The 25,068-nt window shown below is 32.3% G+C and carries 18 protein-coding genes, 1 tRNA gene and 1 pseudogene; 15 read left to right on the forward strand and 5 right to left on the reverse strand.

The features are described 5' to 3' along the window. Window positions 1-42 precede the first annotated feature (42 nt). The 4 genes from porL (at window position 43) to R6X41_RS01810 (ending at window position 4,395) form a co-directional block, all read left to right on the forward strand. Window positions 43-693, forward strand: coding sequence for a type IX secretion system motor protein PorL/GldL (gene porL / locus R6X41_RS01795; protein WP_318496945.1), 651 nt, complete (start codon window positions 43-45; stop codon window positions 691-693). A gap of 55 nt (window positions 694-748) precedes the next feature. Next, the gene (gene porM / locus R6X41_RS01800; RefSeq protein WP_318496946.1) at window positions 749-2,311 is read left to right on the forward strand and encodes a type IX secretion system motor protein PorM/GldM; all 1,563 of its coding nucleotides are present in this window, start codon (window positions 749-751) and stop codon (window positions 2,309-2,311) included. Between the two features lie 54 nt (window positions 2,312-2,365). After that, on the forward strand, window positions 2,366-3,256 hold the full coding sequence (gene porN, locus R6X41_RS01805) for a type IX secretion system ring subunit PorN/GldN (RefSeq protein ID WP_318496947.1): 891 nt from the start codon (window positions 2,366-2,368) through the stop codon (window positions 3,254-3,256). A gap of 89 nt (window positions 3,257-3,345) precedes the next feature. Beyond that, window positions 3,346-4,395, forward strand: coding sequence for an NAD(P)/FAD-dependent oxidoreductase (locus tag R6X41_RS01810; RefSeq protein WP_318496948.1), 1,050 nt, complete (start codon window positions 3,346-3,348; stop codon window positions 4,393-4,395). A 4-nt stretch (window positions 4,396-4,399) separates the two neighbouring features. On the opposite strand, the gene R6X41_RS01815 is transcribed toward R6X41_RS01810, so the two are convergent. Further along, window positions 4,400-4,783, reverse strand: a complete 384-nt coding sequence (locus R6X41_RS01815; protein ID WP_318496949.1) for a DUF983 domain-containing protein — start codon at window positions 4,781-4,783, stop codon at window positions 4,400-4,402. An 86-nt stretch (window positions 4,784-4,869) separates the two neighbouring features. On the opposite strand from R6X41_RS01815, the gene R6X41_RS01820 reads away from it, so the two are divergent. The 4 genes from R6X41_RS01820 to R6X41_RS01835 all read left to right on the forward strand — a co-directional run bounded on the left by R6X41_RS01820 (window position 4,870) and on the right by R6X41_RS01835 (window position 8,088). After that, complete coding sequence (locus R6X41_RS01820; protein WP_318496950.1) at window positions 4,870-6,780, forward strand: ABC-F family ATP-binding cassette domain-containing protein; 1,911 nt, start codon at window positions 4,870-4,872, stop codon at window positions 6,778-6,780. An 89-nt stretch (window positions 6,781-6,869) separates the two neighbouring features. Next, entirely contained in the window at window positions 6,870-7,679 is an 810-nt protein-coding gene (locus R6X41_RS01825) for a Two component regulator three Y domain protein (protein WP_318496951.1), read from the forward strand. A 35-nt stretch (window positions 7,680-7,714) separates the two neighbouring features. Beyond that, window positions 7,715-7,891 (forward strand): CPXCG motif-containing cysteine-rich protein, encoded by a 177-nt coding sequence (locus R6X41_RS01830; protein ID WP_318496952.1) that lies wholly within the window; start codon window positions 7,715-7,717, stop codon window positions 7,889-7,891. 124 nt (window positions 7,892-8,015) lie between these two features. Continuing rightward, a tRNA-Met gene (locus tag R6X41_RS01835) sits at window positions 8,016-8,088 on the forward strand. Between the two features lie 114 nt (window positions 8,089-8,202). Here the strand turns inward: R6X41_RS01835 and R6X41_RS01840 are convergent. From R6X41_RS01840 to R6X41_RS01855, 4 genes and pseudogenes are all read right to left on the reverse strand, one after another. Beyond that, window positions 8,203-9,171 (reverse strand): annotated as a pseudogene (locus R6X41_RS01840) (ISAon1 family transposase). A 10-nt stretch (window positions 9,172-9,181) separates the two neighbouring features. Then, window positions 9,182-9,523: an ISAon1 family transposase N-terminal region protein gene (locus tag R6X41_RS01845; RefSeq protein ID WP_318496953.1), complete on the reverse strand. Its 342-nt coding sequence runs from the start codon at window positions 9,521-9,523 to the stop codon at window positions 9,182-9,184. A gap of 14 nt (window positions 9,524-9,537) precedes the next feature. Beyond that, window positions 9,538-9,816: a hypothetical protein gene (locus tag R6X41_RS01850; RefSeq protein WP_318496954.1), complete on the reverse strand. Its 279-nt coding sequence runs from the start codon at window positions 9,814-9,816 to the stop codon at window positions 9,538-9,540. Continuing rightward, window positions 9,797-10,378, reverse strand: a complete 582-nt coding sequence (locus tag R6X41_RS01855) for a MiaE family protein (protein ID WP_318497037.1) — start codon at window positions 10,376-10,378, stop codon at window positions 9,797-9,799. The genes R6X41_RS01850 and R6X41_RS01855 overlap by 20 nt, the downstream gene beginning before the upstream one ends. A 1,129-nt stretch (window positions 10,379-11,507) precedes the next feature. Between R6X41_RS01855 and R6X41_RS01860 the strand changes: the two genes are divergently transcribed. The 7 genes from R6X41_RS01860 to R6X41_RS01890 all read left to right on the forward strand — a co-directional run bounded on the left by R6X41_RS01860 (window position 11,508) and on the right by R6X41_RS01890 (window position 25,046). After that, window positions 11,508-14,321: a helix-turn-helix and ligand-binding sensor domain-containing protein gene (locus tag R6X41_RS01860; RefSeq protein ID WP_318496955.1), complete on the forward strand. Its 2,814-nt coding sequence runs from the start codon at window positions 11,508-11,510 to the stop codon at window positions 14,319-14,321. A gap of 421 nt (window positions 14,322-14,742) precedes the next feature. Then, window positions 14,743-17,967 (forward strand): SusC/RagA family TonB-linked outer membrane protein, encoded by a 3,225-nt coding sequence (locus tag R6X41_RS01865; RefSeq protein WP_318496956.1) that lies wholly within the window; start codon window positions 14,743-14,745, stop codon window positions 17,965-17,967. Window positions 17,968-17,984: 17 nt separating this feature from the next. Beyond that, entirely contained in the window at window positions 17,985-19,697 is a 1,713-nt protein-coding gene (locus tag R6X41_RS01870; RefSeq protein ID WP_318496957.1) for a RagB/SusD family nutrient uptake outer membrane protein, read from the forward strand. Between the two features lie 28 nt (window positions 19,698-19,725). Then, a complete protein-coding gene (locus R6X41_RS01875) occupies window positions 19,726-20,523 on the forward strand; it encodes a hypothetical protein (protein ID WP_318496958.1) in 798 nt (265 codons plus the stop codon). A 263-nt stretch (window positions 20,524-20,786) separates the two neighbouring features. Next, a complete protein-coding gene (locus tag R6X41_RS01880) occupies window positions 20,787-21,893 on the forward strand; it encodes a glycoside hydrolase family 16 protein (protein ID WP_318496959.1) in 1,107 nt (368 codons plus the stop codon). 88 nt (window positions 21,894-21,981) lie between these two features. Further along, window positions 21,982-23,487, forward strand: coding sequence for a glycoside hydrolase family 30 protein (locus R6X41_RS01885; RefSeq protein WP_318496960.1), 1,506 nt, complete (start codon window positions 21,982-21,984; stop codon window positions 23,485-23,487). Between the two features lie 20 nt (window positions 23,488-23,507). Beyond that, a complete protein-coding gene (locus R6X41_RS01890) occupies window positions 23,508-25,046 on the forward strand; it encodes a sugar porter family MFS transporter (RefSeq protein WP_318496961.1) in 1,539 nt (512 codons plus the stop codon). Window positions 25,047-25,068: the final 22 nt, after the last annotated feature.

Raw genomic sequence — 25,068 nt, forward strand, 5'->3', positions numbered from 1 at the left:
ATCAACCTATTTAAGGGTATTCCTTAATTAAATTTAGAAATTATGGCACAATCAAAAGCAAGTAAAAGATTTATGAATATGGCCTATGGGCTGGGAGCATCAGTAGTAATTATTGGTGCATTATTTAAAATTACCCACATAGAATTTGGTATTTTAAATGGGAATAACTTATTAACTATTGGTCTTGTTGCAGAAGCACTTATTTTCGCAATTTCTGCTTTCGAACCAGTAGACAACGAATTAGATTGGTCTTTAGTTTATCCTGAATTATCTGGAGGAGCAATGCAAACTAGTAAAAGTAAAAAAGAAGAGCCTAAAGATGCTGAAGGTTTATTATCTAAAAAATTAGATAATTTATTAAAGGATGCTAAAATTGATGCTGAATTAATGGCAAGTCTTGGTTCTAGTATTAAAAACTTTGAAGGTGCTGCAAAAGGTATTAGTCCTGCAGTAGATTCTATTGCTTCTACAAAAAAATATGGTGAAGAAATGTCTATCGCTGCATCACAAATGGAGTCTTTAAACAGTATGTATAAGATTCAATTGGAGAGCGCAAGTCGTCAAACTTCAATCAATCAAGAGTCTGTAGAAAATGCTCAAAAATTAAAAGATCAAATGCAATCATTAGCTTCTAACTTATCATCTTTAAATGGTGTATACGGTGGAATGCTTTCAGCAATGACAAAAAAATAATCACTAATTAGAATATATAGTTCTATTTACTAATAACTTAAAAAACTAATTAGACATGGCAGGAGGGAATTTATCTGCAAGGCAGAAAATGATTAACTTGATGTATTTAATCTTCATCGCGATGTTAGCGTTGAATATGTCAAAAGAAGTGCTATCAGCATTTGGAATGATGAATGAAAAGTTAGAAGATTCTAACAAAGCGACTACAGAACGTAATCTCGCATTATTATCAAACCTGGATTTAAAAGCAGAAGAGCAACCAGAGAAATTTAAGCCACTTAAGCTTAAAGCTAATGAAATTAAAACTTTAGTTACAGATTTTAATTCATATTTAGACGATTTAAAAGGCAAAATGCTTGCTGGTATTGAAGATCCTAGAGATTATGAAACAATGGATAAAGGAGATTTCTTAGATGAATTTTTCTTTAAGCCTAACGGATATAAGCCGGAAGGAGATGAGTTTCTAACTCAGATTGCAAACTTTAGAAATGGAGTTGCTGCTGTTTTAAATACAGATCCTAAATTAGCTCCTATAGCATTAGATGTAGAAGAAGAGTTTAGTACTGCACCAGTAAAAAATAGAGATGGTCAAGAAGTAGATTGGTTAGATTATAACTATAAAGGTTTTCCTTTAGTAGCTTCTTTAACTAAAATTACACAATTACAATCTGACGTTAAAAGTACATCTTCAGAAATTCTAAATAGAATGTTATCTGGTTCTTTGGCGGCAGAAGCTTCAATGACTAACTATACTACGTTATTAGAAACTTCTAAATCTGCTTATTTTAACGGAGAAACTTTCGATGGTAATATTGTATTAGGTCGTAAAGATGGTTCTACTAAACCAAACAAAGTTGAATTAACTTTAGATGGTAAACCATTAACACCAGCGCAATATACTGTAGAAGATGGTAAAGTGAAATTAAAGTTCGGAACGGGAAGTGCGGGAGAACATGTAATAGCAGGTACATTAACGTTTATTCAAGATGGAGAAGCTGTAGAAGTTCCTGTAAAATCAACATTCGCAACCATTCCAATGCCAAATGCAGCAACTATTTCTGCAGACAAAATGAATGTAGTTTATCGTGGTGTTGCTAACCCCATGACTATTTCATTCGCTGGTATTGCAGACAATAAAGTAAATGCTAGTGCAGCTGGATTAAAGAAAGGTTCTGGAGTTGGTAAATACGTTATGAATCCTGGACAAGGAAGAGAAGTTACTATTAGTGTAACTGGTACTTTACCTGATGGGAAACCAGTATCTGATAAAGCTACATTTAGAATTAAAGATATTCCTAGTCCAACAGGAACAATACGTGGTGAAGATGGTAATGTTACCATGCAACGTAATGCTTTAGAGATTTCTACTATTGGAGCTAAATTGGATGATTTCGATTTCGATTTACCTTTAAAAGTAACATCTTTCAAAATTAAAATCCCTGGACAACCAACTATTACTGTTGGAGGAACTAAACTTAACGATAAAGCAAAAGCTGCTTTACGTAAAGCAAGACGTGGAGACGCAATAACTATTTTCGATATTTCTGCTCAAATTAGCGGAAACACATCGTATAAATTGAAGAAAGTATCTCCGATCTTAATTGAGCTTTCAAACTAATTAAAAGACTAAGCATCTCTAAGTAGATTAGCACAACATTTTAAATTTTAAACAATGAATTATAAAAGTTTTTTATTAATCCTATGTAGCGTTTTTGTTGCTTCAGCATCATTTGCACAAGCCAATATCTTAAATGCTAAAAGCCCAGACGAAATCGGTCAGAGAACTGATGCACAAAAAGCATTAGATAATGATAAGCCTTTAGAATATGGTTATGTAGACGATCGTGATCTATTGTTTTCTAAAATGGTCTGGGAAAAAATTGTGTTAGACGAGCGTGTAAATTTTCCTTTATATTATCCTGTAGATACAAATAATATTGGAAATAACAGACGTTCACTTTACGATGTGCTTTTAAAAAGTATTAAAGACGGTAAGATTGTAAATATTTACGACGATTCTTATTTTACTACCAAAAGAACATTAGTAGATATTCAAGATGCATTAGTTTTAGTAGATACTACAGATCTTGGTTTTGAACAATACAATGCTGAAGGTGTAGTAGATGAGCAATATATAAGTAAAAGATCTATCTCTTCTTACGATATTACTGAATATTGGATTAAAGGACTTTGGTATTTCGATAAGCGTCAGTCTGAGTTAAAATACCGTTTATTAGGTATTGCTCCCGTAGCACCAGATGTTAACTTTATCGATTCTGATACTCCAGAATTAATTCCATTATTCTGGGTGTTCTATCCAGATGCTAGACAAGTGTTGCATGAAGCAAAAGCTTTTAATAGTAACAATAGTGCAGTTCCATTCAGTTTTGATCATATTTTAAACTCTAGACGTTTTAACGGATATATCTTTAAAGAAGAGAATGTTTATGGAGACAGAGAAGTTGACGAATATATCTCAGATAACGCTTTAATGCAGTTATTAGAATCTGATAGAATTAAAGAAAATATTAGAAATTTCGAATTAGATATGTGGTCTTACTAAGTCCATAATATCATATCTTATTTAAAAAGGCTCGCAATTTGCGGGCCTTTTTAGTATTCCCATATTTTTAAACACAGTATCTTTGAACCATGAAAGAAGTAGATTATTTAATAGTAGGCTGTGGGCTTGCAGGTGTGTCTTTTATTGAGCAGGTAAAAACGAATAACAAATCTGTATTGGTTTTTGATAATCAATCCCAGCAATCATCTAATGTCGCAGGAGGGATGTATAATCCTGTTATTTTAAAGCGATTTACCGCAGTTTGGAAAAGTCAAGAACAATTAGATTTGGCTTTGCCTTTTTACCTTAATTTAGAATCTAAATTGGGAGTCACTTTAGATTTTAAACTTCCTGTTTATAGACGATTTGTATCTTCCGAAGATCAGAATAATTGGTTTGCAGCTTCAGATAAACCTAATGTTGGTGAATTTCTTTCTACTCAATTAATTAAAAACACAAATGCGTCTTTAGATGCTGATTTAGGATTTGGGGAAGTGCTTCTTACAGGAAGAATAGATACCTCTACATTAATTTCATCTTACAGAAAATATTTAAAGTTGCATGATGAATTAGATGAAAGAGGGTTTATATATGAAGATTTAAAATCTACAGATACAGGATTCACATATCAGAATATAAAAGTAAAGCATATCGTTTTTGCTGAAGGTTTTGGAATGAAACAAAATCCATTTTTCAATTATTTACCATTACAAGGATCTAAAGGTGAACTACTAATTATTCACGCTCCCGAATTAAAAATCGATTATTTGGTAAAGTCTAGTTTGTTTTTAATGCCTTTAGGAGAAGACTTATATAAAGTAGGAGCGACTTACGAAAACACAGACAAGACAAATCTTACTACCGAAGCCGGAAAAAATCAATTATTAACGAAGTTAAAAACGTTTTTAAAGTGCGATTTTACTATTATAGACCAACTCGCAGGAGTTCGACCTACAGTAAAAGATAGAAGACCATTGATTGGAGAGCATCCAAAACATAAGAATATGTATGTGCTAAATGGTTTAGGATCGCGAGGCGTTATGATTGGCCCGTACGTGTCTAAACAACTGTATAATACTATAGAAAATGGTTCGGATTTAGACTCGGAAATCGATATAAGTAGATATGCTGAAGTTTAATTTTTTATTTATTTACTAAATTTTTGTCGAAACTCAAAAACATGTTTATCCAGATATTACGAGATAATCGCATTATTACAGGCATAAATGCTATTAAAGTACAAACTATTGCAATAAATGCTGTTAATAATCCGGAGCCAATAAATATGTGACTAATAATAAAAGCGGCAACGGCAAATGCTATACCTACGGCATAACTTACGTACATTGCACCATAAAAAAAAGAAGGTTCAATTTTATATTTTGTATTACAATGCGAACAATTATCGTGCATTAATAAAGTGTCTTTAAGTACATACGGATTTTTATTTTCGTACATAGATTCTTGATGACATTTAGGGCAAGCTCCAGTAAAAATACTATATAGTTTCGATCCTTTTGTAAACATTTTATTTAATGTATTTTTGCAACTTATTTTAAAACACAAACTTAAGATTTAATAGCTTAATGTTTGGTAACATTTGTAACAATTCTATGCTTAACATTCATAATTTATCTATTTCATTTCAGGGTGAATATTTATTCGAAGAGATAACCTTTAAACTAGGTCAGGGAGACCGCGTTGGTTTAATTGGTAAAAATGGTGCCGGAAAATCGACCATGCTGAAGATTTTATCTAAAGATTTACAACCAGATTCTGGTCAGATTTCTGCAGATAAAGATTTAAAAATAGGCTTTTTAAGACAAGATATAGATTTTGTTTTAGGTCGAACAGTTCTAGAAGAAGCTTATCAAGCCTTTACAGAAATTAAGGATTTAGAGGCCAAAATGGAATATATAAACGAACAGTTTATTATTCGTACAGATTACGAAAGTGAAACGTATCACCAGTTAATGGTCGATTTAAACGATTTGCAACATCAATACGAAATTATAGGCGGTTATAACTATCAAGGAAATACCGAGCGTATTTTACAAGGGTTAGGATTTCAGCGTGAAGATTTCGAAAAATTGACAGATACTTTTTCTGGAGGTTGGAGAATGCGTATAGAATTGGCCAAATTATTACTTCAAAATAATGATATTCTATTACTCGATGAGCCAACAAACCACTTAGATATAGAATCTATTATTTGGTTAGAAGGTTTCTTGAAAAATTATCAAGGAGCAGTAGCTATTGTTTCTCACGATAAGATGTTTTTAGATAATGTAACCAACCGAACTATAGAAATATCTTTAGGTAGAATTTACGATTACCCAAAAGCATATTCTCAGTTTTTGGTTTTGCGTCAGGAGATTAGAGATCAACAAGTGGCATCTCAGAAAAATCAGCAAAAGCAAATAGAGCAAACAGAAAAGCTGATTGAAAAGTTCCGTGCTAAAGCATCTAAAGCAACAATGGCACAATCACTTATTAAAAAGTTAGATAAGATTGATCGTATAGAAGTCGATGAAGATGATAATAGTGTAATGACGCTTAACTTTCCAGTGTCAGTTATTCCTGGAAAAGTGGTTGTAGAAGCTAATAATATTGTCAAGGAATATGGTGATAAGAAAGTGCTTCAGGGTATAAGTTTACACATAGAGCGTGACAGTAAAACGGCATTTGTTGGACAAAACGGACAAGGTAAATCTACGTTAGCAAAAATTATTGTTGGAGAGTTAGAATACGAAGGCCAATTAAAATTAGGCCATAATGTACAGATTGGATATTTTGCTCAGAACCAAGCAGAATATTTAGACGGAAATAAAACCGTTCTAGATACTATGATTGATGCTGCTAATGAAAAGAACAGAAGTAAAGTTCGAGACATTTTAGGATCGTTCTTATTTAGAGGAGAAGAAGCCGAAAAATATGTTCGTGTATTATCTGGAGGTGAAAGAAACCGATTAGCATTGGCAAAATTAATGCTACAGCCCTTTAATGTTTTGGTTATGGATGAGCCAACCAATCACTTAGATATTAAGTCTAAAAATGTGCTAAAGGCAGCTTTAAAACGTTTTGAAGGGACGTTGTTATTAGTATCGCATGATAGAGATTTTCTTCAAAATTTAACTGATAAAGTAGTTGAATTTAAAGATCATAAAATAAAGGAATACTTAGGAGATGTAGATTTTTACTTAGAAGAACGTAATGTTGAAAATTTAAGAGAAGTAGAAAAACGTAATGTAATTAAAGATCAGCCAAAAGAAAAGAATACCGCGTCTTACGAGGATCAGAAAAAATCAAAATCTTTAAAGAATAGACTGAGTAAAATCGAATCTCAAATTAGTCAATTAGAAAAGGATATAAAAAAATCTGATACAGATTTAGCATTAAATTATGACGAATATGCTGCTAAACCTGATTTTTTCGACATTTATAATAAAAAGAAAAAGAAATTAAAAACATTAATGTCAGATTGGGAAGCTGTGCAAATAGATATCGAAAAATTAGAAAGTTAACAAAAACTGTATTTCATCGAAAAAATTTGACGTTAAGCTATGTTTTAGTTAATATTGTTTGACTAATAGCCCCCCTAATCTTTTTCGTAATGAAAACAATTCAACTTACTTTAATCTGTTTATTTTCATCCCTTTTCGCTTTGGCGAGTATTCCATTTAATGAGAAGAAAGCACTCGTTAATTTATACTATGCCACAGATGGCGAATATTGGAAAACACCATGGGATTTAAATACTCCCGTAGAGGAATGGTATGGCGTTACAATTAGCGACGACCATGTTATTGCTCTTAATCTTCCAAGTAACAATTTAAGAGGAGAATTGCCTGCTAGTATTAGTGAATTAACATATTTAAAAGTACTTAATTTAGCATCAAATAGTTTAGGGGGAACAATTCCTAGATCTATAGGAGAATTAAGAGATCTTACTAGTTTAGAGTTGTTTTTAAATGAATTTGTAGGTTTCTTACCAGTTGAGATTGGTAATTTACAGCAATTAGAATTTTTAAGTTTATATCATAATAAATTTAAAGGGAATGTACCATCAACCTTTACAAAATTAACGCAATTAGAAATTCTACAATTAGGAAGAAATCATTTTTCAGGATATTTTCCAAAACAATTATGTAGCCTAAAAAAGTTAGAACATTTGAGCTTACATGATAATGATTTTGAAGGTGAATTACCAAATGAAATTGGTGAGCTAACAAATTTGGAAGAACTAATTATTACAAATAACAAGTTTACAGGGTATTTGCCTGCATCAATAGGTAACCTAAATAATTTAACAACATTAATGTTGAAGAAAAACAACTTTAATAAAGAGTATTATAGTTTTACCGATCATATGCCAAAGGGATATCTAGCGATAGAGACAGGTACAGTAATCACCGATTATTAATATATTTAAATTTTAATCTCATATAAAGAAAAGACATGTTAGAACACTTTTTTACATGTCCGTATTGTTGGGAGCAGATTTCGATGTTGTTGGATTCAGGAGTTTCCAAACAACAATATATCGAAGATTGTGAAGTCTGTTGTAATCCTATAGAGATTAATGTTTCTTTTTTAGATAGTGAACTTTCAGGTTTTCAAGCGAATACAATTTAATTTAATTATTTTTAAAAATAATGCTTGATATATCAAAAAAGGGTTGTATCTTTGCAGTCCGAAACAACGAGGTCAGTATTATGAGCTGAGAGTTAAAAGCTAAGTTTGTTGTTAGGATTTATATCGCGGGATAGAGCAGTAGGTAGCTCGTCGGGCTCATAACCCGAAGGTCACTGGTTCGAGTCCAGTTCCCGCTACTAAGTTAGAAATCAACCCTTGTAAACACACGTTTTATAAGGGTTTTTTGTTTTCTATAGGTTTAATAAGTGAAAAATAAAGGATCAAGACATATTTCTGGGGAGTAGTGAAAATTAAGCATATAATTTAGTTAATCTATAGAGGAAGAATTTCACATCTCTTACACCTCTAAATTGCGCTCTAAATTCCTTTATTTTGGCATTGAAAGATTCTGCCGATGCGTTTGTACTTCTGTTTTTAAAATAGTTCAAAATCGGTTTGTAGTGCATCTTTATAGATCTTACAATGGTATTGAATGACTTAAAATTAGAGTTTTCTACTTTGTTGTACCAATGTGCCATTTTTAGTCTAGCTACATCTTTATTGGTGTTGTTTTCATAGATATAGCTTAGTGCTTGAGCTAACTTATAAGCTTTTTCAATAGTTGGATATAGTTGAAACAAAATTTCAGCTCTATCTATTTGACTTGTCGTCCATTTAGTTTTTGATTTGAATAATAAATATCTGCTTCTAGCTAATAACTGTCTATGTGTATCCCCGTTTTGAAGAAGTTCAGTTTGATATACTTTTCCTTTATTTCGATCTTCTTAAATGGCTTTATTTTCAGTCTCTATAACGTCCCATCTTAATCGAATACGTTCTTCTTGAACAGCTTCTGATGCTAGTTTTTGAACATGAAATCAATCGGTGACGATATCTGTTTTTGGAAAACATTTTTTAGCGATTAAGTTCATGTTTCCCGCCATATCTACAGTCACCTCCCTAACCATGTTTCGTCTTTCTATAGGGATTTGGTTAATCACATCGATGACATCCTGTGCTTTGGTGCCTTTTACAATAGCAACAATACTTCCTTTTTTACCATGGGCGTCCTTATTGGTTACAATGGTGTAAAGTTCTCCATTAGAAAGCGAAGTCTCATCTAAGCTTAGATATCTACCCAGATTTTTACCATAGAGTAGCCAATCACTAGCGTGATCCTTTTCAGCCCAATCTTTAAAGTCGCTAAGATGATTTTTATAGTGAAACTGAAGTGTTTTTCCTTTTATCTTGTAATAATCTCCAAAACGTTTAGCGCTTATAGCATGATTATCAAGAGAGTTCTTTTAAAAAAGAGGCAAACTCGTTAGTAATCCGAGTGCCTTTAGCGACTAAATTCCAATCTCTTTTTATGATTTTGCCAGTATCAACGAGTGTCCAACGTCTTCTTTTTATATGTAGAAGTACAGGTTTGCCTCGAAGCGGAAAGTCTTCAATAGTGATTTCTGACAAGAATCCTTTTGACTTTGCTATTTCACAGCGGTATTCTTCTGGGAGTCTATTTTTTTCTTCTAAATAGAAGTGAGTTTGATTATTGGTAGTATTATCTGCTACAATATCAAAGTATTCTAATAGTCCTTCTGGCAATAAATAACGGGCTAATTCTATATTCAAAATCTAAACACTTTTTATTCAAAGATAACATTCTCCCCAACTTTTCCATTTGATCCGTTAAAGTTTAAAACCTCTTTTTGACTAAGAATTGATACACTAAATTTAGTGGTTTTTAAGATTGATCTTGGTAAATCATCGTCTAATGATTTTATAAGTTTTCGAATACCTTCTTTAGGAAGAGATATGCGTCTTTTTCTAACTGTATTAATAATCTGTTGTTTCCGTATAAAACGTTTATCAGTTCTATTTTTATACTTATAATAGGCATCCCGTTTAGCCGTGTATAGTTTCACTTTTACCGTAACTTTTTATTAATTCACCTTCAAAAGAAACGAGCTCTTGCCAGCGCTTATCAACATCAATTCCTTTTCCGTATTGTCTAGCAAATGTGATAAATGTGGTGTAATGTCCTGCTTCACTAATCATTAAGTCGTGGTAAAATTTAGATAATTCTTCGTCTTTAATTCGTTGAGATAGTAATTTGAAACGTTCACAACTTCGTGCTTCTATCATTGCCGAAAACAATAAACGATCTACAAAAATTTGTTGCCTGTTTCCTCCTTTGTTCATAAACTTATAGAGTTGATTTACATAATGGTCTTTACGCTCGCGACCTAAAGTATAACCTCGTTTTTTAATGATATTGTGTACCATTTGAAAGTGCTCTAACTCCTCTTTAGCTAACTCTAATAATGCGGTAACTAGCTCTTGGTGTTCACTATTATTTGTAATAATTGTAATGGCATTTGTAGCTGCTTTTTGCTCACACCAAGCGTGATCGGTAAGTATTTCTTCAATATTACTTTCTACGATGGTAACCCAGCGAGGATCTGTTTCTAGTTTTAGGTGGAGCATGCTCATGGTTTCCTGTTTTTTTTGTAAAGATAATTATAATAGGCTTAATTGTAATTACCACACTATTATTAATCGTAAATTTGAGATACCTACCATGCTGATAAAAAGTAATTTTAAGCATGTTGATTTTGTCATTTTTCTAAACTACTGTTATTATTTCACTTTCTAATAATCTAGATTTTGGTATTTTGTCAGTAGTATTAAAATCAGAAGCTGATTTGTAACCTAAAGAAACAGCCACTAAACAAGTATAATCTTTCTCTTTTAATCCAAATTCTTCGTCTAATGCTTTTATAAATTTCCGAACACCTTCTTAAGGAAGGAGTTTGCGTCTTTTTTTTAACTATATTAATAATCTATTGCTCCTGTTTTAAACATATATCAGCTCTGTTTTTATACTTATTATAAGCATATCGTTTTAGACCAAAACTACAGGATATAGTTAATAAGGAAGCAAATCCTTTAGCTTTATTTTTTGCTTTTATTAAGGCTTGGTATTGAGTTTATTTTTGAGTTGTTAGACATTTTTGTATCCTAATTTCTCTGTAGCTACTTCCAAGTAAGATTCCTCTACCATAGCATCCGGATCTTTTTTAAGGAGTAACTTTTTAAGTTATTCTATTTCTTTTTGAAGCGTTTTAATTCAAGATATTTCGTCTTTTATTTCCACTTTCACTCTGGTGTTCATTAAGTCTTTACGTTCATACTTTCTAATCCTTTTGTGTTTATTTTTAAAGTAATAAATTAATTGATAATTTTATTTACTTCTTACTTATTCTTATTAATAATATCTTGAGTAAATTCGTCAATTTAATTTTTTGTAGCATTCGGCATACAAAATAAACTGCCTCGGGGCAAGCCCACAAGCTAGCTTATTATTACAATTTTTATAAGACTAAACAGGTTTTGATAATCATTTTAGCCTGATTCAGCTATTATTTAATCTCTATTGGGTAATTATGATGGTTATTAAACGCTCTGCTTAGGTTATAATCTCAACTTTAGAAATAAATAGAATCGTTATCTTAAACAATGTCTTAATTTAAAATATAATTAAAGATTATCTATCAATAATCTTTTTCTTAAATTTCGGATTCGATTAAGTATCAATCTTTAAATTATAGATCTTTTGAATTTATTAAAAAAAGTTACATTTTTTATATGTTATTTCATTTGCTTTTTTGGCTATGCACAAGAATTACCACCTGTTGAGAATTTTTCTGCAGAAATATATGGAGCTGATAACCAAAATTGGTCTATAGACCAATCTGATGAACATTATATATATGTAGCAAATAATAAAGGTTTGTTAGAGTATAATGGTGAAAAATGGAATTTATGGCAATCTCCAAATAAGGCTATAATTAGGTCTGTTAAAGTGGATGGAGATCGAATATATACAGGTAGTTATAAGGAGTTTGGGTGTTGGAAAAAAAATAATTTTGGATTACTAGAGTACAATTCATTGAGTGATAAACTGGATGAGCTTTTAATTGATGATGAAAATTTTTGGACTATTCTGATATTTGAGGATTGGGTTTTATTTCAATCTTTAAATCGAATTTATATTTATAATACAATAGATGAAACATTTAATATAATTAATTCGGAAACGGTTTTATATAAAATTTTTGAAATTGATCGCAGTATTTACTTTCAAAAGGTAGCTGATGGAATCTATAAAATTGAACGGGGAAAAGAAGTCTTAGTTTCTAATGATCCCATCTTTCAAGATAATATCTTGGTTAATATTTATAAAATTGATAGTAAAACAGTTTTTTTAACCCAAGATGCTGGGTTTTTTACGTTGCAGAATGGAAAGATTGAAACTTGGGAGAGTCCTATAAATGAGGTTATTAAAAATCAACGCGTTTTTAGTAGTATTCAACTAAAAAATGGAAACCTAATTTTAGGTACTATTTCAAATGGGATGTATAAAGTTGATTTAAAAGGAAATGTAATAGCAGCTATTAACCAAGAAAAGGGCTTAAATAATAATACAGTGTTATCACTTTTTGAGGATAAAGATCAAAATCTATGGTTAGGGCTAGATAATGGAATTAGTGTTGTAAATTTAAATTCTCCTTTCAGTGTTTATAATGATATAAGTGGAAATCTAGGTACGGTTTACGCTTCAAGATTATACGACAATACACTTTATCTAGGTACAAATCAAGGATTGTTTTACAAAGAATTTAATACAAACGATAACTTCAAGTTTATAGAAGGAACAAGTGGGCAAGTTTGGAGTTTGGAGGTTTTTGATGACACCTTGTTTTGTGGGCACAATACAGGAACTTTTATAGTAAAAGGTGATTCTGTAAAATTGGTTTGTGATGTTATGGGGGCTTGGGATTTTGAACCTATTGAAAATAATCCAAATTTATTAATACAAGGAAATTATGATGGGTTATATGTTCTGGAAAAGGAGGGTGATACCTGGGGGTTAAGGAATAAAATTGAAGGATTTGATAATATATCTTGTCGTCAAATATATTTAAATAAGTCAAATCAGTTATTTGTTAATCATGGATTAATGGGGTTATTTAAACTAATTCTTAATGATGATTATACAAAAGTTTATACAAAGTTAATAGATCAATCTGCTCCAAAATCTCTAGGTTCAGGAATTGTTAACTATAATGATGCTTTAATTTATAACTCAAGTAGTGGAATTTTTAAATTTAATTCCTCTAAAGATTTTTTTATTAAAGACACACTTTTAACCAATGAAGTTTTACTTAATGACACTTACGTCTCTGGTAGATTAATAGTTGATGATGAGACAAATACGTTATGGGGATTTACCAATAATAGTATTACTTATTTTACACCAGGAGAACTTTCTGAAGATTTTAAAATTAATAAAATATTAATTCCTAAATCATTAAGGTTCGATATTTCAGGTTATGAATGTATGTCTCGCCTAAACGATCAAAGTTATTTATTTGGAACATCAAGAGGGTATATAATATTAGATTTAAGTAAAACCAAACTTCTAGATTTTAAATTAACGTTAAACACTATTAATAAAAGTACTTTAAATGGTGAAAAAATGCCAGTTAATTTAAATGAGATTGGAAATTTTAAAACATCTGAAAACAATTTAAATTTTACATATAGTGTTCCTGTATTTGATAAATATTTAATTGTTAATTATCAATACAAATTAGATGGCATGTATAATGAGTGGAGTGAATGGTCTCCGTCATCATCAGTATCTTTTGAGAATTTATCTTTTGGAGATTATACCCTGAGAGTAAATGCTCGAATAGGGCATAATGTATCTGAAGATTCTATTGTTTATCATTTTACAATTAATAGGCCTTGGTATATTTCAAATACTCTAATTGTAGTTTATATCGTTTTATTTATTGTGCTAATAATTGTAGTGCATTTATTATATAAGAGATATTTTAATAAACAAAAACAAATATTATTAGAAAAAAAACAAAGTGAGTTTACTTTAAGTCAGCTAAAGTCTGAAAAAGAAATAATGAATTTGAAAAACGAAAAATTACAAAATGAAATTGAAGGTAAAACACGTGAACTAGCGACTTCAACAATGAATATTGTAAAAAATAATGAGTTTTTAAATTCCTTAAAAAATGAGTTGGCTAATTTAAAGGACACCTCGAGTGTTAAACCCATTATAAAAATAATAGATAAGGATATGGCTAAAAATAGTGACTGGGAAATGTTTCAGGAAGCTTTTAATAATGCCGATAGTGATTTCTTGAAGAAAATGAAATCTGTCCACCCTGTACTTACTCCAAACGATCTTCGTCTATGTGCTTACCTTCGTTTAAACTTATCGTCCAAAGAAATAGCCCCTTTACTAAATATTTCACTTCGAAGTGTTGAAATTAAAAGATACAGATTGCGTAAAAAATTAAACTTAGATCACAAGAAAAGCCTTGTTGAGTACATTTTAGAAATATAAAGACCTCAGCTTTGTATTAAAACAGTTTAAAATTAGTACAACATTACCACAACATTCTAGCTACTACAACGAAATAGTTATTTTTTTATCTTTTATTTTTCTTCAATTTTTAAAGATATAAATAAGGCTGAATAATCATATTTTACGGGCATTTCTATGCTATTTTACCTCAAAACTATTCTATATTATCAATTGGATTTAGCGATTGTATGTTTTTTGTATAGGTTGTTCTTAAGTTTTTTTTAACATTTTCCTATATATTTAAAGTATTCAGAATCAAGTAGAAAAAAATGATTTTATATTATGTCTAAATCTATAGGTATAGGTAAAAGATGAAATTGTATTAACATTCTACAGGACTTTGAATAGTATTAATTCAAATTAATACAAAAACAAACTAATTAATAAAACCAAATTATTTATGAAAATTCAAATTTTTAGGAACTTTTTATTTCTAGGTTTATTTATGCTATGCTCCTATGGGTATGCGCAAGATATAACAGGAAATGTTTCAGGTGTAAACGATCTTCCTTTGCCGGGAGTTTCGGTAATTGTCAAAAACACAACCCATGGAGCCGCTTCAGACTTTGATGGTGATTTTACAATCTCTGGAGTAGAAATAGGAGAAACATTAGTGTTTTCTTTTATGGGATTCATCACCCAAGAAATTGTAGTTAAGGATTTTAACGCCTTAAATGTAATCATGCAAGAAGATCTACAAAGTTTAGATGAAGTTGTTGTAGTAGGTTATGGTACAATGAAAAAAGAATTAATTACTGGGTCTAGTGTTAATAAGACTGGTGCAGAAATTACTGCTCTTAACACGCCTTCGGCTATGGAGGCTTTACAAGGGACTACAGCTGGTGTAAATATTACACGAGACAATGGAGCTCCTGGAGCAGGTACTAAGGTAACTATTCGTGGGATTGGTACTATTGGAAATGCAGAGCCGTTATATATTGTAGATGGTATAGCTGTTGGTAACATTGATTACCTAAACCCAACAGATATTCAGTCTATCGATGTTTTAAAAGATGCTGCTTCTGCTGCAATCTATGGTTCTAGAGCAGCCAATGGGGTCGTATTAGTGACTACAGTAAAAGGTCGTGCGGGTAGTCAAGCAAAAATAACTTTTTCTACTTATTATGGATTTCAAAACATTTACAAAAACTTAGACCCTTTAAATGCACAAGAGTATATGTACATTATGGATGAAGGGCGAGTAAATGATGGGTTAGCACCAACAAATTGGGAAGCTGCAATTAAAAATAATGCTTGGTTAAGTACTAACTATCCACAAGCTGCCGAACAATACGGTCAAGAAATTTGGGATAATCTCCAAAATGGTTGGGAAGGCACTAATTGGATTGATGAGATGACTACGGCAGATGCTCCAGTAAGTAATTATGCCTTAAATATTACAGGAGGTAGTGAGGATGCTGTTTATGCATTGGGTGTTTCTTACTTCGACCAGAAAGGGATAATTGGTGGAGATATAATTGATGCTGGCTATAGCAGATTAACACTACGACTGAATACTGAATTTGTGTTAAGAAAAAATGAAGAGCACAATATTATTACAGTTGGACAAAATATGACATATACCAATTCTGAAAATAGATCTGTAGCAACGGGTAATATTTACTACAATGATTTACACAATGCATTGGTTCAAAACCCATTGATGCCTGCTTATTGGCAGGGATCTATTGATTACAATATTGATCCCTATGGATTTGCACCAACCTTAGAAGGTGTTGGAGGAAATCAACATGACCCTTTAGCAGTAATGTATTATCGAAGTAATTTTAACGATAATAAAAACAACACTATTGTTGGAAATGTTTATCTAGAAATAGAACCTATTCTAGATTTAAAAATACGCTCTTCATTTGGTATCAATACTTGGTTTGGAAACAATAGATCTATGAGTTCAACTTATAATTTAGGAAGGTTGTATTCTAATAGTACTAATGGTGCAACTCAAAGTCAGTATTTTGGAAATACTTGGACTTGGACAAACACGGCAACCTACGAGCGCCAATTTGGAGATCATCAAATTACAGGTTTAATAGGTACAGAGTTATTACAAAATCAAATTAATAATGAAGTAGGTGGATCCAAAGCTAATTTATTATTCCCTGGTCAAATGGAATATGCTTATCTTCAAAATACAGAAAATCCAGCTTCTATTAGTGATATAAATACTTGGGGTGCAGATTGGGCCGCAGGTGGTGGAGGATTAATGTCTTATATGGCAAGAGCGCAATACAACTACAAAGAAAAGTATTTGTTTTCAGCAATTGTACGTGTAGATGGATCTTCAAATTTTGCTGAAGGAAATCGCTGGGGAACTTTCCCTTCATTTTCTGGAGGTTGGATATTGTCTGAAGAAGACTTTATGGATAACACTAGAGACTATTTAGATTTTGTAAAACTTCGTGCTAGTTGGGGACAAAACGGTAACCAATCTATAGATAATTTTATCTATTCATCACAAATTGCCTATGTATTTCCTGGATATTTCTTTGGAGACACTAAACCCGTTTCAGGAACAACAGCATATCCAGCAAAAGTTCCAAATCCAGATGTTACATGGGAAACTTCAGAACAGTTAGATTTTGGATTTGATGTAAGAATGTTTGATTCTAGATTAGCATTAACTTTTGATTGGTATAAAAAAACAACAAAAGACTGGTTGTTAGAAGCTCCAATTTTAGGAACTTCAGGCGCAGGTGCTCCTTATATTAACGGAGGTGATATTGAAAATGAAGGGGTTGAAGTTGTTGTAAGTTGGTCTGATGAAATTAACGATTTCCAATATGGTGTTACACTTACAGGAGCGAGTAATAAAAATGAAGTCACTCGAATAGCAAATACAGATGGTTCTATTATTGGAGCTAGTAGTATATTATCACAAGGGACTTCTTATATCTCAAGAGTAGAGGTAGGGCAACCAATTGGTTATTTCTACGGATATAAAACTGATGGTATTTTACAAAATCAACAAGAGGTAGATGCTTATGTGACTCCAAGTGGAGATCCTTATTTTTCTGATCAACGTCCTGGAGATGTTCGTTTTGTAGATTTAAACCAAGATGGTGTAATTGATGAAGGTGACAAAACGTATTTGGGTAATCCAAATCCAGATTTAGAATTAGGATTTCAATTAAATGTTGGGTATAAAGGTTTTTATGCCAATACAACATTAGCAGGGAAATTTGGAATGCAAGTAATGCAATCCTATAGATCATTTGCTGATAATTTTACTCAAAATTATACGACTTCTATTTTTGATCGCTGGCATGGAGAAGGTACTTCGAATACTTTACCACGTTTAACTTCAGGATCAAATAGAAATACAAATTATATTTCAGATATTTTCATGCATGATGCAGATTATCTAAGAATTAATAATTTAACTGTAGGGTTTGAATTTCCTGAAAGTATGCTCCCTGCCAATGTGTTTTCCAAGTTGAATATATATATGGCAGTAACGAACCTTCACACGTTTACTAATTATGACGGAATGGATCCAGATGTAAGTTACGGTGGGAATGATGATACAACTTGGGCATCAGGAGTTGATCTAGGCTTGTATCCTCAAGCAAGAACAGTAATTTGGGGACTAACTGCTCAATTTTAATTAAAAAAACTTAGACGATGAAAAAAATAACATATTTAATAGCTTTCATGGCAATGGTTTTCGCAACCAGTTGTTCTTCAGAATTAGACACGGTAAACCTCTATGGGAAAAGTTTAGAGAGTTTTTACAAAACACCTACAGATATTGATGAAGCAATGGCAGGTGTATATAATGCAATGTATACTTTAAATGTTCATAGTAATGAATCAATGGCAGCTAACCTCATGGATAATATGATGTTAGGTGGTGGTGGGCCAGATGATAAATCAGCCAAATGGGCTGATAATTTTGAAGACCCACAAGATGATACGTATCAAGATATGTGGACACAATCTTATAACGGTATTTCTAGAGCCAATGGAATTATAGAAAAGACAGAGGCAACAGACTTTACTTCTTTCTTTGATACTCCAGAAGAAGCTTTAGCATTTAAAGATCAATCAATAGGTGAAGCCTATTTTATGCGTGCTTTCTATTTCTTTAGATTGGCAAAATTCTTTGGAGGTGTACCTTTAATTATAAATTTAGATACTCCTAGAGATATTCCTAGAGCTACTTATGAAGAAACCTATGCACAAATTGCTTCAGATTTAGTAACTGCTATTGAAAGAATGCCAGCAACTTCGTTTCAAAGTATTCCTACTTCAAGTTATGGGCATGCAAATAAATGGATCGCCGAAGCTTATTTAGCACGTGTTTACTTGTACTATACAGGTTATATGACAAACATGAATGGTCAAGCAACTTCAGAATTACCTTTGGTTGATGGAGGTACGTTAAGCGCTTCACAGGTTACAACATATTTAGACGATTGTATTCAAAATAGTGGATATGCATTAGTAAGCGATTTTAGAAATTTATGGCCTTATTCTTATGTGAATGAAGTTGCAAATAACGACACAACATTGCCTTGGGCAGCAGCAGAAGGTTTAGCTTGGGTTGGACAAGATGGCACAAATCCAACATTTGGAACAGGGAATTCTGAAACTATGTTTATGCAACGTTATTCTTTTGGTAACTGGGGTTGGGATAATGGAAATATTTATACCAATAGATTTGCTTTATTCTCAGGAATGCGTGGCCAGTCATTAGTTCCGTTTGGAGAAGGATGGGGATGGTGTACCATTAATCCAGTTTTATGGAGTGGATGGGATGATGCAGATCCAAGAAAGGTAGGTTCAATTATTAAAGTTGGCGAAGCGGATCAAGGAACAGCAGGATACGAACCAAGTAAAGGAGATCAAGAAACAGGCTACTGGAATAAAAAGTATACTGCAATTCAAAATGTACCTGATGGTGGTGGAGATGTTACAGGAATGTTCATTCAAATGTATCAATGGGGAGATTCAGATATGCAATTAATGCATGCACAAGACTTTATTTTTATGCGTTTCGCAGATGTATTATTAATGCATTCAGAAATTTCAGGAACTTCAGATGGAATGAATAGAGTACGATCAAGAGCAGGATTAATTCCAGTAGGATATTCGATAGAAGCTTTAAAACAAGAGCGTTTACATGAATTAGCTTTTGAAGGTTTACATTGGTTTGATTTAGTGCGTTGGGGAGATGTAGACACCGCATTTAGCCAAACTATTCAAGTAAATAATTCAGGTGTAGAAGGAAATTATAAAGTGAATTATAGACCTGAAACTAAAGGGTTGATTTCCATACCTGAAACACAAATACGATTATCAAACGGAGTTTATAATCAAAACCCAGGATGGTAGAGTTAATTTAATTTTAAAACGAAACGATATGAAAATTAATAAAATAATAAGTTATTTCTCAATTGTATTGGTGTTGCTTTTTGCTGCCTGTGATCCAATTGTAGATGAAGAAACTTTAGTAAATACTACTGATGTTGAAGGGGTTGAATTAGTCGTTACAGCAAGTACTTCTGGTGGTAATGAAATTACTTTAAATATGGTAACTCCGGGAATTACGGGGTACTGGAATTATAATTTAGGGAAAGCCTTAACCAATGAGATTACACTTATTTATCCAATACCCGGAACTTCAACGTTCACTTATAAAGGAACTTTAGGAGCAGAATTTTTCGAAAAAACAATTGATATACAAATTGATGCGTTAGATCATCCTTTAGATCAAGATTGGTACGATTTAGTAGGAGATGATACTGTTGCAGGAAAAACATGGGTTTTTGATGGTGGACCTAGCCCAGATGGTAAATTATGGTGGTTTATGTCTCCTCCAGATAGTAAAGATGGTGCGTGGACAGCTTGGTGGAATGCCGCAGGAGATTGTTGCCCACCTGTTGACGCCGCTGGAAAAATGCACTTTGATTTAAATGGAGCAGCGAACTACACTTATTATGATGGTAGTGGGGCAGAACAATTAGGGAGTTTTGTGTTAGATGTTAAAAACCAATTATTACAAGTTAATGATAGTAATATTTTAGGGTCTGAAGAACCAAGAGGTAATCCTGATGGATTATATGAAATCGTTTCATTAACAGAAGAGCAATTAGTTTTATATGTGCCAACTAATGGAGGAGGAACTGGTTGGACTTGGGTATTTAAGTCAGAAGAATAATCTTAATTAGAGCAAGTACTACGCTTGAAATTAGTTGAATAATTTTATACTGTTGAATTTGGTTTATCACCCATTGCACTGTCGTGGTGGGTGATTTTTCATTTACTAGAGTAAATACTCGCTACAAAAAAAGGTGTAATTGTTCCCTATTTCATTCAAAAAAAGTATTCGATAAATTCATTTTAAAGGTTTGGTTTTTTCTGAAAATCTAAATGTAATTTCTCAAATAAGTATTTGTCAAATCACTAATTACAATCTAAAATATGATGAGATTTTATAAAATTATAGCAATTGTAGGAATACTATTCATTTCTTGTAGTAGCGGAGATAGTTCTGAAGATTTACCAGTATTACCAGATGAAACACAACCAATTATTCCTTCAAACGTAACATTAACAATTACTACTGAAGGCGTTACAACCGATTTTCCTAATGGAGATGGTTCAGGGGTAATTAAATGTGTAGCATCTGCTAAAGATGCTGTAAGATATGGTTTTAGATTGGGTACAGGTTCCGAAGTTGAAAGTTCCACCGGAACTATTGAACATACCTATACAACTAAAGGTACAAATACATATACAGTGTACGTGTACGCTTATTCTAGTACAGGTGATTATATTAGTGATTCTAAATCTGTTACTGTTTTAGTGTCTAATCAGTTTAATAAATTGGTTTGGAGTGATGAATTTGATACTGATGGCAGCCCTGATGATACAAAGTGGGGCTATAATATTGGGACAGGAAGTAATGGTTGGGGAAATGGAGAAAAACAATATTATACAGACAGACCTGAAAACGTAATTGTTGAAGATGGACTATTAAAAATTACAGCGATAAAGGAAGCTTATAACGGGGCTTCATACACGTCTGCACGTCTGTTAACTCAAGGTAAATATGACTTTACCTATGGAAAAGTTCAAGTAAGAGCTAAACTACCATTTGGTGAAGGTACTTGGCCTGCCATCTGGATGCTTGGTGCAAATATTGATAACGCAGGGTGGCCAGCTTGTGGTGAAATTGATATTATGGAACATTGGGGTTACAATCAAAACGTTGTTCAAAGTGCTACACACACACCTTCAAGTTATGGTGAAACTGTAAATCATGGTTCGCAAACCATTGATGATGTTTCAACAGCATTTCATATTTATGAAGTGGAATGGGATAGTGAAGAACTTGTTTTTTCAGTTGATGGTAAAGAGCATTTTACATACAAACCATCAAATAAAACGAATGATACTTGGCCTTTTATGGCAAATCAATTTATAATATTAAATGTTGCAATGGGAGGAGCTTGGTTTGATATAGATCCAAATTTCACCCTATCATCTATGGAAGTAGATTATGTAAGAGTATATCAAAACGAATAATTAGGTTTTAGAATAATTTGAAAATTGGTATGAATACAACCTTTAAAAGGTGTCAATTAACATGAATTTTCTTAAAAAAAATAACAGTATGTTACAAAAAAAATCTTTAAAAATGGTCCTTAGTTGTTTGCTAATCGCATTAGCTTTTAGCAGTTGTATTACTAAAGAAAAAACAGAAAATGAAATAGTGGTTACTGCTGATAAAAGCAATGCTAACAGTATTAAAATTTCAAGTAGTAAAGTATATACTACCAACTCAGTGAGTGATGTTAAACTAAAATTAACTTCAGAAAATGTTGCTTTTTCAGATTTTATACAACCCTTAGAAACGCAAGCTTCTATTTTCGTAAATACCTCAAAATCATTTCAAACGTTTGTTGGTATTGGAGCTGCGTTATCTGATGCTTCTGCGGAAACTTTTTACAAATTGTCTAAAGAAAATCAAGACAAATTTATGGAAGCTTATTACAGTATTGAAAATGGAATTGGCTATTCGTTAGCAAGAACACACATTCATAGTAGTGATTTTAGTAGTGGAAGCTATACATATGTTGAAGAAGGCGATGAAGAATTAACTACGTTTTCAATTGAACACGATCAAAAGTACAGATTACCATTTATAAAAACTGCTATTGAAGCTGCAGGTGGAACCTTAAAAATGTATGTTACACCTTGGAGTCCTCCAGCGTTTATGAAAACAAATGGAGAGATGTTAAATGGTGGGAAATTAAAACCAGATTTCGCACAACCTTGGGCAAATTATTACGCGAAATTTATAAAAGCTTACGAAAGTGAAGGTGTACCTATTTGGGGATTGACTATTCAGAATGAGCCCATGGCCACTCAAATTTGGGAATCTTGTATTTATACCGCTGAAGAAGAGCGCGATTTCTTAAAAAATTATTTAGGACCAACATTAGAAAATGAAGGACTTGGAGATAAAAAAATTATTGTTTGGGATCATAACCGAGATTTATTATACGAGAGAGCCAATGTGATTTTAAGCGATCCTGAAGCTTCAAAATACGTTTGGGGTATTGGTTTTCACTGGTATGAAGATTGGAAAGATGGTGTGCCAATGTTTGATAATGTTGGTAAAGTGTATGAAGCATTTCCTGATAAAAAGTTAGTTTTTACTGAAGGTTGCACTGAAAAATATGATTTCAATAGAATTGAAGATCCAAAATTAGCCGAACGTTACGGGAAAGCAATGATTAACGATTTTAATAATGGAACTGTGGCTTGGACTGATTGGAATATTTTATTAGATGAAACAGGTGGGCCAAATCATGTAGGGAACTTATGTTTTGCACCCGTTCATGGCGATACAAATACGGATGAGTTAATATTTACAAATTCGTTCTACTATATTGGTCACTTTTCAAAATTTATACGTCCAGGAGCCAAACGACTTTCAACCGGAACAACAGCAAATCATATAAGCGCTACAACGTTTCAAAATACAGATGGTAGTATTGTTATTGTGGCCATGAATGAAAGTGATAACGCTATGGATTATATGTTATCTGTAGATGGCAAAACGGCAAATTTAAGTATGCCAGCACGTTCAATTCAATCCATTGTATTGAACTAATTAAAACAAACAAATTTATTATGTCAAAAAAGTTAGTATTTATTGCATTCGTAGTGTCCTTAGGTGGGTTTTTATTTGGATTTGATGCAGGAATTATTTCAGGGGTTATGTCTTATGCCGGACCTGAATTTAATTTAACCGATGGCCAAATGGGTTGGGTGGTAAGTTCACCATCATTTGCAGCCATGATTGCCATGTTAGTTTCAGGTAGATTAAGTGATATTGTTGGAAGAAAAAAAATTCTGATAATTGTAGCTTTAGCGTATGCAATTTCAGCATTAGCATCGGCGTATGCTACCTCTTATGAAATGATGTACATCGCTAGAATGCTTGGAGGCTTTGCCTTTGGTGCAGCGTTGATTTTAGCACCCACGTATATTGCTGAAATTTCAACAGCAGAAAACAGAGGAAAGTTGGTTTCTATACAGCAGTTAAACATCGTTTTAGGGTTTTTTGCAGCATTTTTAAGTAATTATTATTTGAATCAATTAAATTCTGAAGGATCTTCATTTTTGACAGATGAAAATGTGTGGAGATATATGTTGGGCGTTGAATTAATTCCAGCAGTTTTATATTTCTTTTTTATGTTTTTAGTGCCAAAAAGCCCGCGCTGGTTATTTGCTTCTGGTAAAATAGAAGAAGCTAAAAACGTATTAAGATCTATTCATGGAAAAGAACAAGCAGACATAGAAATAAAATCTATTGAAGACCATGTTAAAGAAGGAGAAAGTAAATCGAAAGTGTCCATTAGAGAGTTGCTAAAACCTTCCTTACGATTCATCATAATTGTTGGTTTAACCATTGGAGTTTTACAACAAATTACAGGAATTAACGCCGTTTATTTTTATGCAACTTCCATTTTTAAACAGACAGGTATCGGTACAGATGCGGCATTCTCTTCAGGTGTTTTACTAAGTTTTACATCGGTATTATTTACTATAGTTGCCATCTTGTTAATTGATAAAATGGGAAGACGTCCTTTACTTTTAGTAGGAATGGCAGGTATCGCAGTGAGTTTACTATTATGTGGGTACGGATTTAGTCAAGCGACTTATAAATTAACACCGCAAGACATTGCAAGTTTTGAAGGTTTTGATAATTCAAAGTTAATTCCTTTTGAAAACAAGCAATATGACAATGATGTAGATTTTAAAAACGATATGAAATCTGCACTAGGAAATCAAGTGTACGCTAAAAATGAAGGCGCTATTTTAGAAGTTGCAGCGGACATGAATCCCGTGTTAGTTTTAGTCGGTATTTTAGGCTTTATCGCTTGTTTTGCATTTTCATTAGGACCAGTTATGTGGGTGTTATTATCAGAATTATACCCTATTAAATACAGAGGTTTGGCCATTGGTGCTATTGGCTTTGTAAACTCATTTGTAAGCTGGTTAATTCAGCAAATATTCCCTTGGGAATTGTCAACTTTAGGAAACGCCATGACTTTCTTAATATTTGGAGCTATTGCAACGATAGGATTCTTTATTCTTTTTAGAATTCTTCCAGAAACCAAAGGGAAATCATTAGAGCAAATTGAGTTTGAATTAGTTAAAAACTAAGATTAATAAAATTAACATTAAA

Origin of the sequence: Formosa sejongensis (assembly GCF_033447105.1) — a bacterium.
Lineage (GTDB): Bacteria > Bacteroidota > Bacteroidia > Flavobacteriales > Flavobacteriaceae > Formosa.